The 16,525-nt window shown below is 65.2% G+C and carries 6 protein-coding genes; 1 reads left to right on the top strand and 5 read right to left on the bottom strand.

Annotated elements, in window-relative coordinates; all coding sequences use genetic code 11:
* Positions 1-2 precede the first annotated feature (2 nt).
* On the bottom strand, positions 3-629 hold the full coding sequence (locus tag ACTODO_RS02915; RefSeq protein ID WP_003791206.1) for a DedA family protein: 627 nt from the start codon (positions 627-629) through the stop codon (positions 3-5).
* 113 nt (positions 630-742) lie between these two features.
* On the opposite strand from ACTODO_RS02915, the gene ACTODO_RS02920 reads away from it, so the two are divergent.
* Positions 743-3,757, top strand: a complete 3,015-nt coding sequence (locus ACTODO_RS02920; protein ID WP_003791208.1) for a lysylphosphatidylglycerol synthase transmembrane domain-containing protein — start codon at positions 743-745, stop codon at positions 3,755-3,757.
* A gap of 65 nt (positions 3,758-3,822) precedes the next feature.
* Here ACTODO_RS02920 and ACTODO_RS02925 read toward each other — a convergent pair whose 3' ends face one another.
* The 4 genes from ACTODO_RS02925 to ACTODO_RS02940 form a co-directional block, all read right to left on the bottom strand.
* Positions 3,823-4,287 (bottom strand): hypothetical protein, encoded by a 465-nt coding sequence (locus ACTODO_RS02925; RefSeq protein ID WP_034511911.1) that lies wholly within the window; start codon positions 4,285-4,287, stop codon positions 3,823-3,825.
* A gap of 308 nt (positions 4,288-4,595) precedes the next feature.
* Positions 4,596-8,417, bottom strand: a complete 3,822-nt coding sequence (locus ACTODO_RS02930) for a S8 family serine peptidase (protein ID WP_003791213.1) — start codon at positions 8,415-8,417, stop codon at positions 4,596-4,598.
* Between the two features lie 232 nt (positions 8,418-8,649).
* The gene (locus ACTODO_RS02935; RefSeq protein WP_003791214.1) at positions 8,650-12,474 is read right to left on the bottom strand and encodes a S8 family serine peptidase; all 3,825 of its coding nucleotides are present in this window, start codon (positions 12,472-12,474) and stop codon (positions 8,650-8,652) included.
* 231 nt (positions 12,475-12,705) lie between these two features.
* Positions 12,706-16,509 carry a S8 family serine peptidase gene (locus ACTODO_RS02940; protein WP_034511915.1) on the bottom strand — a complete coding sequence of 1,268 codons (3,804 nt, stop codon included), beginning with the start codon at positions 16,507-16,509 and terminating at the stop codon, positions 12,706-12,708.
* Positions 16,510-16,525: the final 16 nt, after the last annotated feature.

Consider the following 16,525-nt stretch of genomic DNA (forward strand, 5'->3'; position numbering starts at 1 on the left):
GATTACTCCTTGTCAGAAGCGGCGCGGCGCTTGCCCACAATCTCAATGATGACGGGCAGGACCGACGCGAGGATGATGACGCCGAGGATGAGCGTCAGGTTGTCGTGCACGAAGGGCACGTTGCCCAGGAGCGAACCCGCGAGGATGAAGCCCGCGCCCCACACGACGGCACCCAGCGTGTTGAAGGCCAGGAACTTCGGGTAGGGGTAGCGGGCCATGCCCGCGGCGATCGGAATGAAGGTACGCACGAAGGGGATGAAACGTCCGATGACGAGCGAGCGGCCACCGTAGTTCGTGAAGTAGTATTCCGCCTTCTCCAGGTGCTCAGTCTTGAGGAATCGGGCATCGGGCTTGAAGAAGCGACGCCCCCACTTGGCGCCCAGGAAGTAGCCGATCTGCGCTCCGATGAAGGCCGCGACGACGACGAGGAGGATGAGCGTCGGCAGGTGCAGGCCGAGGCGGTCGTGGAGCAGGCCGGCGCTGAACAACAGGGATTCACCGGGCAGCACCGGGAACAGGACACCCGACTCGATGAGGACGATGAGCATCGTTCCCCACAGCACCCACGGCCCCATGGCGACGAGCAAAGTCTCAGGATTTTTAAACCACTCGATAACGGTGTGCAGCATCGACGGATCTGATGCGGTCACGAGTGTCGACCAGGTCACGATAGGGCCCTTTTCTGCCGGGAATGTATCACCCTAACCCTACCTTTGTTGACCGCAATTATAGGATAGGCGGCATGAGGAAGCGCAAGGATTCACACGACGGTTCTCCGGTCGGGGACACGAACATCCTCTTCGTCCCCGATTCCTCCGCCGACCCCTCGGCATCCGGGGTGGATACCCTCATGGGGATGATCGACGAGGCCGGGGCACCCCCGCAGGCTCCCCCGCCCCCGGAGGTCCCTTCCTCGGAGGCGCGCACCGAGGTCATGGAGCCCGTCGTCACGCCGGACACGACGACCGCGCCCGTAGCCATGCCGCCCAGCATTCCTCCCAGCCACGCGGACGCCGACCAGGGCACCCCTGCCTCGTCGACGAATAACGAGGGCGCGGCGGATCCTCTGCTTCCCCCGCCCGCGCCCACGGCCGATAACGCCGCTGCCAGCTCCGAGGAACCCGCCGACGAGGCCGAGGCCAGCGCACCAGAGGCCACCACGGAGACCAACGCAGAGGCCACCACCGGCGACAAGGACGCGGATATTGAATCCACCGCGCCCCCGGCTACCGGCGAAATCGCCACAAACCTGCCCGTACGCCGCATGCGACTGCCCCGCCCCGTCTACATCGCTGACCGCATCCTGCCCGTGCGCCGCCGCCGCGAAGACATCGTCGACGTCGTCATCTCCCTCATCGCGATTCTCTTCATCTGGACGATCGGCGCGCTGGCCAGCGCGACCACGCGCGGCGTCACCATGGACGTCCTCAGCTTCCAGCTCGTCCGCCAGATCCTCATCCTGCCCGTGAGCATCACCGAGGGCCTCATCATTTTGACCACGCCGATCCTCGTGATCGTCTCGCTCGCGCTGCGTAAACGCCTCCAGGCGATCATCCAGGTCCTCGTGACGAGCCTCGTGGCCGCGGTCGGCGGCTGGATCATCATCCTGCTGACTGGCCTGCTACCCTCCGACCTGACCGCGCCGCTGAGCGTCGACCGCGCGCTTGCCACGCAGGGTTCCCAGACCGGCATCGCGATCGCCATCAACCTGGTCATCGTCACCCTGTGCGCGCTGTTCACCTCCGCCGGCGAGGCACAGTCGATGAAGGCCATCAAGTGGGGATGGACGGGCCTGTGGATCATTCTCATCCTCGGCGTGCTGCGCTCGTCCATGACCCTGCCCGTCGCCTTCATCTCCGTCTTCCTGGGCCGCGCTTTCGGCTCGGGTTCACGGTGGATCATGGGCTACGACGACCAGCGGGCGAAGGGAGCCAAACTCGTCGAGGCGCTCCTCAACATCGGGATCACGCCCTCGCGGATCGTACGCACCGACCTCGACACGACCGAGGAGCCCCTGGCTACGTGGGCCGTCGCTGAGAACTCGCGCGGCCGCCTCACCCAGATGCCCGCCGACCTCGGCGACATGGGCGTCACGGTGACGCGCCGCCCGATCCAAGACCATCACCGCCACTACCAGGCATGGAGCGACACGGGCCTCGCCTACGAGATCATCGCCATGGACCCCGGCCAGGAACTGACCGGCACGCTCCTCGAGATGTGGAACAACCTGCGCCTGCGCGGCATCAGCCGCTGGGTGTCGCCCTCGCTCAAGGCTCAGGCCGAGCGCTCCTCCTTCACGACGCTGCAGGCGCTGCGCGCAGGCGTGTTCACACAGGAGCCGATCGGCATCGCCTCAGCCTCCGACTCGATCATCCTGGTCATGTCCGCTCTGCCCCCCACGACTCCGCTCACGGAGCTCGGCGAGAACGCGTCGGATGAGATCCTGGACCGCGCGTGGGAGCAGCTGCACTTCGCGCACTCGCGCGGCATCTCGCACCGTGCTCTCACCCCCGAGGCCGTGGTCGTCGACTCTTCCTCGGACGTGTGGTTGCTCGACTGGGATTCCGGCGAGGTCGCGACCACCGAACTGAACCAGTCCATCGACATCGCGCAGATGCTGGTCCTCACCGCGCTTGCCGTGGGACCTGAGCGCGCGCTCGAGGCCGGCCGACGCTGCGTCGGTGAGGATACGCTGATCGCGTGCGCCCCCGTCATCCAGAAGCCCGTGCTGCCCGCCGAGATCAATCAGCGCCTACGCCGTTCCGACCTGCTGGGCGAACTGCGCGCCGCCCTCGTGGGAGACTCCGAGGCCGAGACCGCGCACACCGCTGACCTGCAGCGATTCCGCCCACGCACGATCTTCACGATCGCGGTGGCGTTCATCGCCGTCTTCATCGTCGTCAGCTCGCTGAACTTCAGCGACATCGTGACCACGGTCAAGAGCGCGAACCTGTGGTGGATGCTCGCTTCCGCCTTGCTCGCCTGCCTCATCTGGGTCGGTTCCGCGGTCCCGCTTGTTGCTCTGTCGCCCGAGAAGCTGAGCCTGCGCGAGACGCTCGTCGCCCAGGTCGCGGCCTCAATCATTACGATCGTGGCGCCCGCCGGCGTGGGACCCGCTGCCCTCAACCTGCGCTACCTGCGCAAGCGCCGCGTCCCGACCGCCATGGCGGTGACGACGGTGACGCTCATGCAGATTTCGCAGGCGCTCATCACGATCATCCTGCTCCTCCTCGTCATGGTGATCGCCGGATCCTCGCTGTCCGTGTCGGTCCCCTACGGCACCATCCTGGGTGTCGTCGCGGTCGTCATGGTCGCGGTCGGCATCATTGTCGCCGTACCGAAGGTGCGCCGCTGGATCTGGTCGAAGATTCAGCCGACCTGGCAGCAGGTCTACCCGCGCCTCCTGTGGATCATCGGCCAGCCCCGTCGCCTCGCCGCGGTCGTGGGCGGCAACCTGCTGATGAACATCGGCTACGTGGGCTCGTTCTGGACGGCCCTGCTCGCCATGGGTGGTTCGCTGAACTTCTCCACGGTGTCAATCACCTACCTGACGGCGAACGCGGCCGGCTCCTTCATCCCCTCGCCGGGCGGTATCGGTACTGTTGAAACGGCGCTGACCTCAGGCCTGACGGTCGCGGGCATCTCCTCGTCGGTCGCAATCGCGACGGCTCTGCTCTACCGTCTCGTCACCTTCTACGGCCGCATCCCGTTCGGCTGGCTGGCCATGAAGTACATGGAGAAGAAGGACCTCATCTAGGGTCCTACTGCGCGCATCTACATCCGGCTGTCACGCGTCCCGGCGCGAGGCAGCCGGATGTTCGCTTACTGGAGGTTGTTGTTGCCGTCCGGGTATGCCGCCTGGACGCCACTCACCGCTCGAATGACATCGATCGACCCGGCGGGCGCGCGCAGCGCATAGCCTTTTAAGGCGTTGCGATACTCGCGCTCCACGGAAACTGACCCGCCCGGGAATGCCGAGGCCACGGCCTCGTTGATCGAGGCGAGGGTCGTCTCGCCGTCCGTGCCTTCCGCGAGCTGGACGATGATGACAACCGAGCTATCGGCCTCCTGGCCGGACTGCGCGCTCGGGCCGCTCTGCCCATTCTTGGACGTCAGTGCGGTGTCGGGGTCGATCGTCGGCGAGGCCGTGGCTCCCGGCGCGGACTGGGCAGAGTCCTCGGGAGCGCCGGACTGCGACGCGGGCGTCGGCGACGTCGCGGTGGAACAACTTGCGACCGCGAGTGCGCACGTACCCACCCCGGCCAGGAAAACGGCTGGCTTCTTCATGGTTATCTGCTCCTTGCTGCGGGCGCGCACTGTCGTGCTGACACCTCCAACATACCGCAGGCGCGTAGCCGGGGTGCTCGCGGCCCAACATCAAGCTGCGCGCGCACGATCACCATAAACTCGTATGCAATTCGATTGCACGGCTGTTCATCACCATCCGCAAACGTTGCAATTTCGACGATAGATACTCTTTACAAGATGGTCTTGAGGGTATTGCATGCGACGGGGCCCGGGAGCGCTCGCAGTGAGCGTTCCCGGGCCCCGGCCTCGTGAATCAGCGAATCAGTGATCCAGAGCAGACGCGCGCATTAGCGCACCCAGACTCCGTTCGCGTCGAACACGTAGGTGCGTCCGTTGATGACCTGGGTGCCCGTCAGCATGGCGCCGGAGGGAGACAGGTAGTACCAGGAGCCGCCCACGTTGAGCCAGCCGGTGGCCATCTTTCCGGAAGCGTTCAGGTAGTACCAGGAGCCACCGTCGTTGACCCAGCCGGTCGCCATAGCACCGGAACCCGTGAGGTAGTACCACGAGCCGCCGTCGGCGACCCAGCCGGTCTTCATAACCTTGGTCGCAGGGTCGAGGTAGTACCAGGAGCCGCCGTCACGCACCCAGCCACCCACGAGGGCGCCGGACTCGTTCGCGTAGACCCACTGGCCGTCAACCCGCTTCAGGAAGCCGGTCGCCATGTAGCCCGACGGGCCGAACAGGTAGTCCGAGCCGTTGATCGTGAACCAGCCGTCCTTGAGGTAATCCTTGCCACCTGCACAGGCATACCACCAGCCGGCGCCGTCCTTGACCCAGTTGCCGCCCTCGGTGCTCGCGCACGCCTCGGACGTGCCGGGGTGATCGCTGGGCAGATCGAGGGTCGCGGCCTCGGAGTGGTTGAGGCCGTAGTCCCAGGCCAGCAGGTACGGGTGGGCGATGACGCTGCCCGAGCCACCCTGGTAGCCCCACGCAGCATCAATATCCTTGAAGGGAACCTCAACGTGGTACGTGTAGGTCCCATCCGCCCCGAGGCTACCCTCCCTGTCTGAGAAAACGTAGCGGTAGAACCACAGGCCATCGGCCGGGTCATGCACGTCAATCCCAGCCAGCGGCGAGGAGTCGGAGACGTCGAAGGAGACGACCATGTCCTGGCCCTCCCCGGTGTAGGTCACGTTGGAGACAACGGGCGCAACCGTATCGATACGGAAATCGTAAGAGATCGACTGCTCCACCTGCGAAGGACCGTCGTTGTGCGCCGACAGCGTCAGCTTGTAGGCACCGTCCGGCAAGCCCTTGAATGCATCGGAACGCAGGTCGAGCGACGTCGGCTCGTGGCCTTCTTCGACCCAGGTCATCCTGCCGGTACTCGGGCTGATACCCGACTTCCAGTTCTGGTAACGCGTGAAGGATGCAACCTTCTCTCCTGCGGCGTTCGTGTACACGGCGTTGAGGGTGTGGACGCTGCGCAGCGTGCCCGTGCGCGGTTCGAGGACGGTAGGAGCACCCGAGGCCTCGGACCGAGAGATCACGTAGCGGTCAGCCTTGGGCAGACCCGTAGGGTCGCTCGTCTTGGTGAACGGGTTGTAGCCGAGGATGTTCCCGCTCGCGCCGTTATAGATACCCGAGGGTAGCGTGTGCGCACCGCCTTCGGAGGCGAGGGCGTCGAAGATGGGGGCCTTGCCCCAGTTTCCGTAGAAGCCCAGGTAGGGCACGGTCAGGTCGGGCTGGGACTCTGTCTTCGAAGCGAAGCGCACGAAACCGTCAAGGAAGGTGCCGTTGGGCGTATTAGCCGTCGCAAAGGCGGCGAACTGGTCGCCGGGGGTGACGTCCACGCCGATCGTCGCCTGACCACCGGCCGGGACGGTAACAGTCGCGCCTTCGGCGGCGGCCGTTGCAGCGCCGGAATAGCGAATCTCAACCCCGCGGCCTCGCCAATCCGTGGAGCTGCCGGTGAAGTATCCACCGTCAACGTCCTCGGACAGGGCCTGGGAGCTCAGTTCGTAGGTCGCGGGTGCGGCGCCGAGGTTGTGGAGCGTGACATCGAAGTGCCATCCGGTGGTCCCATCCCCCAGGTCCGCCTTGGGTCGGGACTGCTCGGGAGCACCGACCACGGTCGGGTACACCGACGAGGTCGTGGCAGCCAGGGCGTCAACGATGCCCGAGCCCTGCTTACGCGGCGAATAGAAGACACCGTTCTCCTGGGCGGCGTCCGCGATGGGGCGAGCCGTACCCATGATGAGGTTCTGGACGACGTCGACCTTCTCGCGCGCACTCATCGACGCAAACAACGGGTCAGATTGGACACGCTGCAGGACCACAGCGCTGACACCGGCCATCTGCGGGGTCGCCATGGACGTGCCGGAGAGGTGATCGTAGTTTCCGTCCAGGACAGCCGAGTAGATGCTGCCGCCGGGGGCGCTGACCTCGGGCTTGAGGCGCAGGTCCGGGGTGACGCCCCACGAGGAGAAGTCCGACATCGAATAGTTCGAGTTCGGGGTGATGGTCTTGCCATCCACGAGGGTCAGGTGACGATCTGCGGCCGCGAGCATGGCCTGACCGTTCTCCTGGGAAATGAAGGCGGCGGGCACGTCCAGGGTCGTGACGCTCATGAGCATGAGTGAGTCGCCGGCGACGTTGTTGTACACGAGGATGCCGGTGGGCTTGAGCGCCGCCAGGTTCTCGATCTTCTTCTGGAAGGTCAGTTTGCCGCGTGAGACCAGGGCAAACTTACCCGCCAGGCCACCGGGGTACTTGGCTGTGAGGGCGGCGGCATCTTCCTCGGTGGCGAATCCGGCGTCGACGTACTCGTAGGATCCGGCGGCCAGCTCAGCGATTTCGGCGACCTTCTCGCCGTTCGCGCCGCGCGCACGCTGGTAGGCGATGTCTTTTCCGGCGGCGGAAAAGGCGTTGTAGGACAGGAGGTTATCGACCGAGGCCACGGCGAGGACCGAGGAGTAGGTCGCGGGCTCGCACTGGGTTGAGGAGTCGGGGTCGGAGGCGTAGGGAAGGTTGCGCCCGGAGGTGTTGCCGTATCCGGCCGAGTAGTGGTTGCCGGCCGCGGCGTTGACCGAGACTCCCTCATCCTGGAGTTTCTTGAATACGGAGGCATACACCGAGTCGGCCTCGTTATCCATGCCGCCGAGCTGTCCAAGGGACAGGTTCACGACGTCGGGGTGCAGGACCACCATGTCGTCGAGGGAGGCGAGCAACGCCGAGTCGGGAATCTCGCCGTCCGAGCTGCGCGAGACCTTCGCGACGATGATCTGCGCCTCGGGGGCGACTCCGACGATCTGGTCGGCGTTACCGGCGGTGATGCCGGCGACGTGAGTGCCGTGGGAGCCGTACGATCCCTTGGCGGGCATCGCGTCGTTGTCGCCGTCCGCATAGTCGTAGGCGAAGGGGAACTTCTCAGAGACGTAAACGCCCTGCTTGCCTTCGCCCAACTGCGGGGTCAGGGCCCCCACCTTGTCCGCAGTAAGCGCGGGCGTCGAGGGCATTGCACCAGAGAATGCGGGGTGGGTCATTTCGACGCCGGTGTCGATGACGGCGACGACCTTACCTTCACCCTTTTGGGTGAGCTGGTCGGCACGCATCATGATCTGGGCGCTGAGGTTGTCAGGATGCTGGGTCGAGAGCCGGGGAGCCTGGGTACCGCCCTCGGCATCGACCTCGTCGACATCGCTGACGCGCGTTTCGCGCTCAAGGAATGCGCCCTTGACGCCGCTCGCCGCGCGGATCGCGTCGAGGGAGCCGGCGGGCGCGCTCAGCGCGAATCCTTCGAGGGCCTTGTCGTACTCGCGCTGCACCTGGGCGCTCTCGCCCGGGAATGCCGAGGCCACGGCCTCGTTGATCGAGGCGAGGGATGCCGCGCGGTCCGAGCCTTCGTGCAGCTGCACGATGATCCCGACGATCGCCGAAGCATCCTGCTCGGCGGTCGGCGTGACCTGGTCGGGCTGGGAGGTCTGCCCGCTCTTTGAGGTGAGCGCGGTATCGACGTCACCGACCGGCAGGGACGAGGCCGTGGCTCCGGTAGCGGGATGCGCGTCTGCGGGACTTGGCGGCGCTGCGAGCGTCGCTGGCCCTGTCACCGCCAGCGCGCAGGCGCCGGCGAACGCGAGGAACGCCGTTGTTTTCTTCATTGTCATGTGGGTAACTCCAATGTGTCGACGGGTGACTGTGTTGGCAGGAGGAGGGGACTCCACCGTGCCGGCCGTCACTGTCAAAATACCGCACAAGACGCATGTGACAAACTTTGTTTCACATTGGGAAACGATTGGACATTATTTTACTGTCAGCATGATTTCGGGTCCGGGAACACTTACGCAGCAAGGTTCCCGGACCCGAACATGAACACCGTTAGGTGCGGATCACCTCATCTCACCCAACCCATACGCCGCTACCGTCAAAGACGTAGGTGCGTCCGTTGATGACCTGGGTGCCGGTGAGCATTGCACCATCGGGTCCCAGGTAATACCAGAGGCCGCCGACCTTGATCCAGCCCGTCGCCATCGTGCCCGAGCCGGATAGGTAGTACCAGGAACCATCCACCTGGACCCAGCCGATGGCCATAGCACCGGAAGACGTGAGGTAGTACCACGAGCCGCCGTCGGCGACCCAACCGGTGGCCATGACCTTTGTGGTGGGGTCGAGGTAGTACCAGGAGCCGCCGTCACGCACCCAGCCGCCCACGAGGGCGCCGGACTCGTTCGCGTAGACCCACTGGCCGTCGGCGCGCTTGAGGAAGCCGGTCGCCATGTAGCCCGACGGGCCGAACAGGTAGTCCGAGCCGTTGATCGTGTACCAGCCACCCTTGAGGTAGCTCGTACCGTCGGCGCAGGTGTAGAACCAGCCGGCCGCGTCCTTCGTCCAGTGGCCACCCTCGGTGCTCGCGCACGCGTCGGCGGTCCCGGTGTTGTCGCTGGGCAGGTTCAGGGTCAGGGCCTCGGAGTGGTTGAGGCCGTAGTCCCAGGCCAACAGGTACGGGTGGGCGATGACCTCACCAGAGCCACCCTGGTCGGTCCACGCCTGGGCGATGTCCTTGAAGGGGATCTCAACGTGGTAGGCGCGCGTGCCGTCCGCGGCGGTGGTGGCCTCGTTATCGGTGAAGATGTGGCGGTAGAACCACAGGCCGTCGGCCGGGTCGTGCAGGTCGATCGCGGCTAGCAGCGACGCGTCCGTGATGTCGAAGGACAGGACCGTGTCGGCACCCTCGCCCTTGTACTCCAGGTTGGAGACGACGGGCGCGGCGGTGTCGAGGCGGAACTCGTAGGAGATCGACTGATCGGCCTGCGAGGGGCCGTCGTTGTGCGCGGACAGCGTCAGCTTGTAGGTGCCGTCGGGCAGGTTCTTGTACGCGTCTGCGCGCGCGTCCAGGGACATCGGATCGTGCCCCTGCTCGACCCACGTCATCTTGCCGGTGGAGGAATCGAGCGCGGACTTCCAGTTCATGAATCGCGTGAAGGACGCGACCGTCTCTCCGGCGGCGTTCGTGTACGCGGCGTTGAGGGTGTGGACGCTGCGCAGCGTGCCCGTGCGGGGCTGGAGAACCGTGGGAGCACCCGAGGCATCCGAGCGAGAGATGACGTTCTTGCTCGAGGTGGGCAGTCCAATACGATCAGCGTCCTTAACCAGGGGGTTGTATCCCAGCTGCTGGCCCGTGGTGCCGTTGTAGACCCAGGAGGCGAGCGTGTGGGCACCATCCTCGGAGGCGAGGGCGTCGAAGATGGGGGCCTTGCCCCAGTTTCCGTAGAAGCCCAGGTAGGGCACCGTCAGGTCGGGCTGGGACGCGGTCTTCGAGGTGAAGCGCACGAAGCCGTCGAGGAAGGTGCCGTTGGGCATGTTCTGTGCGATGGAGGCATCGAAGTCGGTGCCGGGCTTGACGTCCACGCCCACGGTCGCCTCGCCGTTCGCGGGAACGGTGATGATCGCGCCCTCATCGGTGCCGCTCACGGCCGCGCCGGAGTAGGCGATGTCCACGCCCTTGCCTCGCCAATCGGCGGAGTGGCCGGTGAAGAACCCGCCCTCAACGATCTCCGACAGCGCCTGCGAGCTCAGCTCGTAGGTGGCCTCGGCGCCGGACAGGTTGTGCAGCGTGACGTCGAAGTGCCAGCCCTTCGTGCCATCCCCCAGGTCCGCCTTGGGTCGGGACTGCTCGGGGGCTCCGACAACGGTCGGGTACACGGACGAGGTCGTGGCCGCCAGGACGTTCGCCAGGCCCGAGCCCTGCTTGCGCGGGGAGTACGGGGCACCGGTGTCCTGGAGCGGGTCGACGATGGGGGCCGCCGTGCTCATGATGAGGTTCTGGACGACGTCAACCTTCTCGCGCGCGCTCATGGACGCGAACAGCGGATCGTTCTGGACGCGCTGCAGGACGACGGCGCTCACGCCCGCCATCTGCGGGGTTGCCATCGAGGTGCCGGACATGAACTCGTAGGTGCCGCCGGGCACGGCGGAGTAGATGTTGCCACCGGGGGCGCTAACCTCGGGCTTGAGGCGCAGGTCCGGAGTGACGCCCCACGAGGAGAAGCTCGACATGGAGTACTTCGAGCTCGGGGGCACGACCTTGCCGGGGGCGACGCTCAGGTGGTGGTCGGCGGCGGCCAGCATGGCCTCGCCATCAGCCTGCGAGATGAAGGCGGCGGGAACGCCGTCCGTCGCCAGGCTCATGACCACGAGCGAGTCACCGGGCACGTTGTTGTAGACGATAAAGCCGGCGGGCTTGGAGCCGGCGATGTTGTTGAACTTGTCCTGGAAGGTAAGAGAACCGCGCTTGACCAGCACGATCTTGCCCGCGAGGCCCTCGGGGTACTTGGCCTTCAAAGCCTCGCCGTCCTCGGGTGAACCGATGCCGCCGTCGACGTACTCGAAGGGACCTCCGGTCAGGTCGGACAGGTCAGGCATCTTCTGACCATCGGCGCCACCGGCGCGCTGGTAGGCGATGTCGCGGTCGCCGACGGTGAAGGCGCTGTGCGCCAGCGAGTTGTCGACCGAGGCCACGGACACGACCGAGGAGTAGGACGCCGGTTCGCACAGAACCGAGGAATCGGGGTCGGAGGCGAAGGGCAGGTTCTTGCCGGACAGGTTGCCGTATCCGGCGGTGTACTCGTTGCCGGCGGCCGCGTTCACGGTAACGCCGGCGTCCTGGAGGCTCTTGAAGACAGTCGCGTACATGGAGTCGGCCTCATTATCCATGCCTCCGGTCTGTCCGAGGGACAGGTTCACGACGTCGGGGTGCAGGATGACCATGTCGTCGAGGGCGGCGAGCAGCGCCGAGTCCGGGATGCCGCCGTTGCTGCTGCGGGCGACCTTGGCGACGATGATCTGCGCGTCGGGGGCGATGCCCACGATTTCGCCCGCGTTGCCCGCGGTGATGCCAGCGACGTGCGTGCCGTGCGATCCGGCTTCACCGGTCGGCGAGGCGTCCGGGTCGTTATCTGCGTAGTCGTAGGCGAAGGGGAACTTCTCTGACACGTAGCTGCCGGTCTTGCCGTCACCCAGCTGGGGGGTCAGGGCCTCAACCTTGTCCTCGGAAAGCCCGGGAGTCCCGTGCAGGGCACCCGCGAACGCGGGGTGCGTCATATCCACGCCCGTGTCGATGACGGCAACGACCTTGCCGTCGCCCTTCTGGGTGATCTGGTCAGCGTGAATCATCAGCTGCGCGCTGAGGTTGGCGGGGTCCTGGGTGGCGATGCGCGAGGAGTTCGTCGCGCCCTCTCCGGCGACCTGATCGTCGACGCCATCGACGTGGGTGTCGCGATCGAGGAAGGCGGCCTTGACGCCGTTCACCGCGCGGATCGCGTCGAGGGACCCGGCAGGGGCGCTCAGCGCGAAGCCCTGCAGGGCCTTGTCGTACTCGCGCTCCACCTGGGTGGAGGAGCCGGGGAATGCGCCGGCCACGGCCTCGTTGATCGAGGCGAGGGAGGCCGCGCGGTCTGCGCCGTCGTCGAGCTGGACGACGATCGTGACGACTGCGGCGGGGTCGACCTCGTCGGTCGTCGGGGCCTGCTCAGTCTGGGTGGTCTCCCCGCTCTTCGAGGTGAGCGCGGTATCGACGTCACCGACGGGCAGGGACGAGGCCGTGGCGCCCGCGTCGGGTCGGGTATCCGCCGGGGTTTGCGGGGATGCGAGGGCCGCGGGGCCGGCAACCACGAGCGCGGCGGTGCCAGCCAGCGCGAGGAGCGTCGCTGGTTTCTTCGTTGTCATATGCCTACTCCAATGTGTCGACGGACGACCGTGTTCGAGCACGGCGAGGATCTCGTCGTGTCGGCCGTCACTGCCAACATACCGCAGACAAGTCTTGTGACAAACTTTATTTCACAAAGAGAAACAGATGACGGTTATTTTACCCAGTAATGAATCCCAGGCCCGAGAACACCTACATAGCAACGTTCTCGGGCCCGGGTCAGGGTCTTGACAGAATGAGAGAGGGGGAGCTTATCGCACCCAGGCTCCCGAATCGTCAAAGACGTAGGTGCGCCCATTGATCACGTGCGTGCCCGTCAACATAGCTCCCGAGGGAGACAGGTAGTACCAGGTACCACCGTCGTTGACCCAGCCAGTCGCCATCTTGCCCGAGGCGCTCAGGTAGTACCAGGTACCACCGTCGTTGACCCAGCCGGTCGCCATAGCACCGGAACCCGTGAGGTAGTACCAGGAGCCACCATCTGCAACCCAGCCGGTCTTCATAACCTTGGTCGCAGGGTCAAGGTAGTACCAGGAGCCGCCGTCACGCACCCAGCCACCCACGAGGGCACCGGACTCGTTCGCGTAGACCCACTGGCCGTCAACCCGCTTCAGGAAGCCGGTCGCCATGTAGCCCGACGGGCCGAACAGGTAGTCCGAGCCGTTGATCGTGAACCAGCCGTCCTTGAGGTAATCCTTGCCACCTGCACAGGCATACCACCAGCCGGCGCCGTCCTTGACCCAGTTGCCGCCCTCGGTGCTCGCGCACGCCTCGGACGTGCCGGGGTGATCGCTGGGCAGATCGAGGGTCGCGGCCTCGGAGTGGTTGAGGCCGTAGTCCCAGGCCAGCAGGTACGGGTGGGCGATGACGCTGCCCGAGCCACCCTGGTAGCCCCACGCAGCATCAATATCCTTGAAGGGAACCTCAACGTGGTACGTGTAGGTCCCATCCGCACCGACCGTGCCCTCCGCATCCGTGAAGACGTGACGGTAGAACCACGAACCGTCGGCCGGGTCGTGCAGATCGATGCCCGCAAGGGGCGATGAGTCAGAGACGTCGAAGGACACAACCGTGTCCTCACCCTCACCGACGTAGGTCAGGTGAGAGACGACCGGCCCCACCGTGTCGAGGCGGAAGTCGTAGGAGATCGACTGCTCAGCCGAAGAAGGCCCATCATTACTCGCCGAGATCGTCAGCCTGTACATTCCATCGGGAAGGTCCTCGTAGGGTTCGGTGCGCGTATACAAATACGTGGGATCATGCCACAGCTCAACCCAGCTCATCACGCCACTGGTACCCTCGGCGTTCGACTTCCAGACCTGATGAGTCACGAGGGAGTCAATCGTCTCTCCGGCGGCATTCGAATACACGGTGTTGAGCCTGTGAACGCTACGCAATGTGCCGGTGCGCGGATCCAAGACCGAGGGTGCGCCCGAGGCATCGGACCGGGACAGGACGTAACGGTCAGCCCTGGGGTTACCAACCCGATCCTCGGCCTTCATCATGGGGTTGTAGCCCAGAGGTTGGTTGCTCATGCCGTTATATATGGCCGAGGCGCGAGCATGCTCCCCACCATCCGAGGCGAGGGCGTCGAAGATAGGTGCCTTGCCCCAGTCACCGTAGAAGCCCAGGTAGGGCACGGAGAGGTCGGGCTGGCCCTCGGTCTTCGACGCGAAGCGCACGAAACCATCAAGGAACGTGCCATTCGGCGTGTTGTCCGCGACGTAGGAGGCAAAATCGCTGCCGGGCGTGACGTCAATGCCAACGGTGACCTCACCGCTCGCGGGAACTGTGACAGTCGCGCCCTCAGCCGACGCGGACGCCGCGCCCGAGTACGCGATCTCCACGCCCCGGCCTCGCCAATCGGCGGAATGCTCGGTAAAGAAACCACCCTCGACGATCTCAGAGAGGGCCTGCGAACTCAACTCATACGTGGCTTCCACACCCGAGAGGTTGTGCAAAGTGACATCAAAATGCCACCCCTTCGTCCCATCCCCCAGGTCCGCCTTGGGACGAGACTGCTCGGGCGCACCCACAACGGTCGGATACACCGACGACGTCGCCGCAGCCAACGCATCCACAAGGCCGGCACCCTGCTTACGCGGCGAATACAGCGCACCCGAAGTCTGCGCAGCGTCCATCAGCGGCCGGGCCGTACCCATCATCAGATTCTGCACCACATCAACCTTCTCACGCGCACTCATCGACGCAAACAGCGGATCAGACTGCACACGCTGAAGCACGATCGTACTGACGCCCGCCATCTGCGGGCTCGCCATGGACGTGCCGGACATGAACTCGTAGGTACCACCCGGGACCGCAGAGTAGACGTCTCCGCCGGGGGCGCTGACCTCGGGCTTGAGGCGCAGGTCCGGGGACACGCCCCACGCGGAGAAGTCCGACATCGAATAGTTCGAGTTCGGGGTGATGGTCTTGCCGTCCACGAGGGTCAGGTGACGATCTGCGGCCGCGAGCATCGCCTGGCCACTCTCAAGCGAAATAAAAGCGGCTGGAACACTGCTCGTCGTCAGGCTCATCACCAAGAGCTCTTCACCGGGAACGTTGTTATAGACAAGGATTCCGGCCGGTTTGAGCGGTGCAATGTTGTCAATCTTCGCGCTATAGGTCACTTCTCCGCGCGAGACGAGCGCGATCTTGCCGGACAGGCCCTCCGGGTACTTCGCTGCGAGTGCGGCCACGTCCTCCTCGGAGGCGAAGCCAGCGTCCACGTACTCGTAGTCGCCTGGGTTCAGCTCGGTGAGCTCGGCGATCTTTTCGCCGTTTGCGCCGCGCGCACGCTGATAGGCGATGTCGCGCCCGGCCGCCTTAAGGACGTTGAGGGTCAACCTGTTATTGAGGGATGCGACAGCAACCACGGAGGAGTAGGAGGCGGGTTCGGCAAGGACGGATGAGTCGGGGTCCGAGGCGTAGGGGAGGTTGCGCCCGGAGGTGTTACCGTACCCGGCCGAGAAGGCGTTACCCGAAGCTGCGTCGACGGTGATGCCCACTTCCTGGAGCTTCTTGTACACGGTCGCATACACGGAGTCGGCCTCGTTATCCATGCCAGCCGTCCACCCGAGCGACAGGTTGATGACATCGGGGCGCAGGAGAACCATGTCATCAAGAGCGGCCAACAGCGCTGAATCCGAGATAGCTCTGCTACCATCTCGCGAGACCTTCGCGACGATAATCTGCGCCTCGGGGGCGACTCCGACGATCTGGTCGGCGTTACCGGCGGCAATCCCGGCCACGTGCGTGCCGTGGGATACCGAGGGGGAAACGTCCGCGTCATTCTCAGCATAGTCGTACGCGAAGGGGAACTTCTCATTCACGTAGACCCCGCTCTTACCCTCACCCAGCTGAGGTGTCAGCACAGCAACGTCCTCGGCGGTCATCGACGGCGCGCCTGCGAGTGCACCCGAGAAAGCCGGGTGAGAGATATCGACGCCTGTGTCGATGACCGCGATGACCTTACCTTCACCCTTCTGGGACACCTGGTCGGTGCGCATCATGAGCTGGGCGCTGAGGTTGTCCGGATCCTGGTCTGACAGGCGTGAAGCCGCGAAACCACCCTCGGCATCCGCTGCCACGTTCTCGTTGACCTGGGTCTCACGCTCAACGAACGCACCCTTGACGCCGCTCGCCGCTCGGATCGCATTGAGGGAGCCCGCGGGCGCGCTCAGCGCGAATCCTTCGAGGGCCTTGTCGTACTCGCGCTGCACCTGGGCGCTCTCGCCCGGGAATTCCGAGGCCACGGCCTCGTTAATGGAGGCCAGCGCAACATCGCGCTCCGCCCCGTCCTGAAGCTGGACGATAACGCCGACGATCGCCGTGGGGTCCTCACGCCCATCACTCGGTTCGGGCGCGGTAGTCTCGCCGCTCTTCGATCTCAGCGCGGTATCGACGTCGCCCACGGGCAGAGACGAGGCCGCGACGTCGGGTGCGGGTCCAGGCGGAGTGGGAGTCGGTGGCACCGCGAGAGACGCCGGCCCTGTGAGCGCCAGCGCGCAGGCACCTGCGAGCCCGAGGAACGACGTTGTTGTCTTCATTGTCATGTGAATCACTCCATTG

The organism is Schaalia dentiphila ATCC 17982 (assembly GCF_000154225.1).
Lineage (GTDB): Bacteria > Actinomycetota > Actinomycetes > Actinomycetales > Actinomycetaceae > Pauljensenia > Pauljensenia dentiphila.

What these genes read in the sequence shown, in the direction of transcription:
- ACTODO_RS02915 (WP_003791206.1), bottom strand. Translation starts at nt 629, where the DNA reads ATGCTGCACACCGTTATCGAGTGGTTTAAAAATCCTGAGACTTTGCTC.
- ACTODO_RS02920 (WP_003791208.1), top strand. Translation starts at nt 743, where the DNA reads ATGAGGAAGCGCAAGGATTCACACGACGGTTCTCCGGTCGGGGACACG.
- ACTODO_RS02925 (WP_034511911.1), bottom strand. Translation starts at nt 4,287, where the DNA reads ATGAAGAAGCCAGCCGTTTTCCTGGCCGGGGTGGGTACGTGCGCACTC.
- ACTODO_RS02930 (WP_003791213.1), bottom strand. Translation starts at nt 8,417, where the DNA reads ATGACAATGAAGAAAACAACGGCGTTCCTCGCGTTCGCCGGCGCCTGC.
- ACTODO_RS02935 (WP_003791214.1), bottom strand. Translation starts at nt 12,474, where the DNA reads ATGACAACGAAGAAACCAGCGACGCTCCTCGCGCTGGCTGGCACCGCC.
- ACTODO_RS02940 (WP_034511915.1), bottom strand. Translation starts at nt 16,509, where the DNA reads ATGACAATGAAGACAACAACGTCGTTCCTCGGGCTCGCAGGTGCCTGC.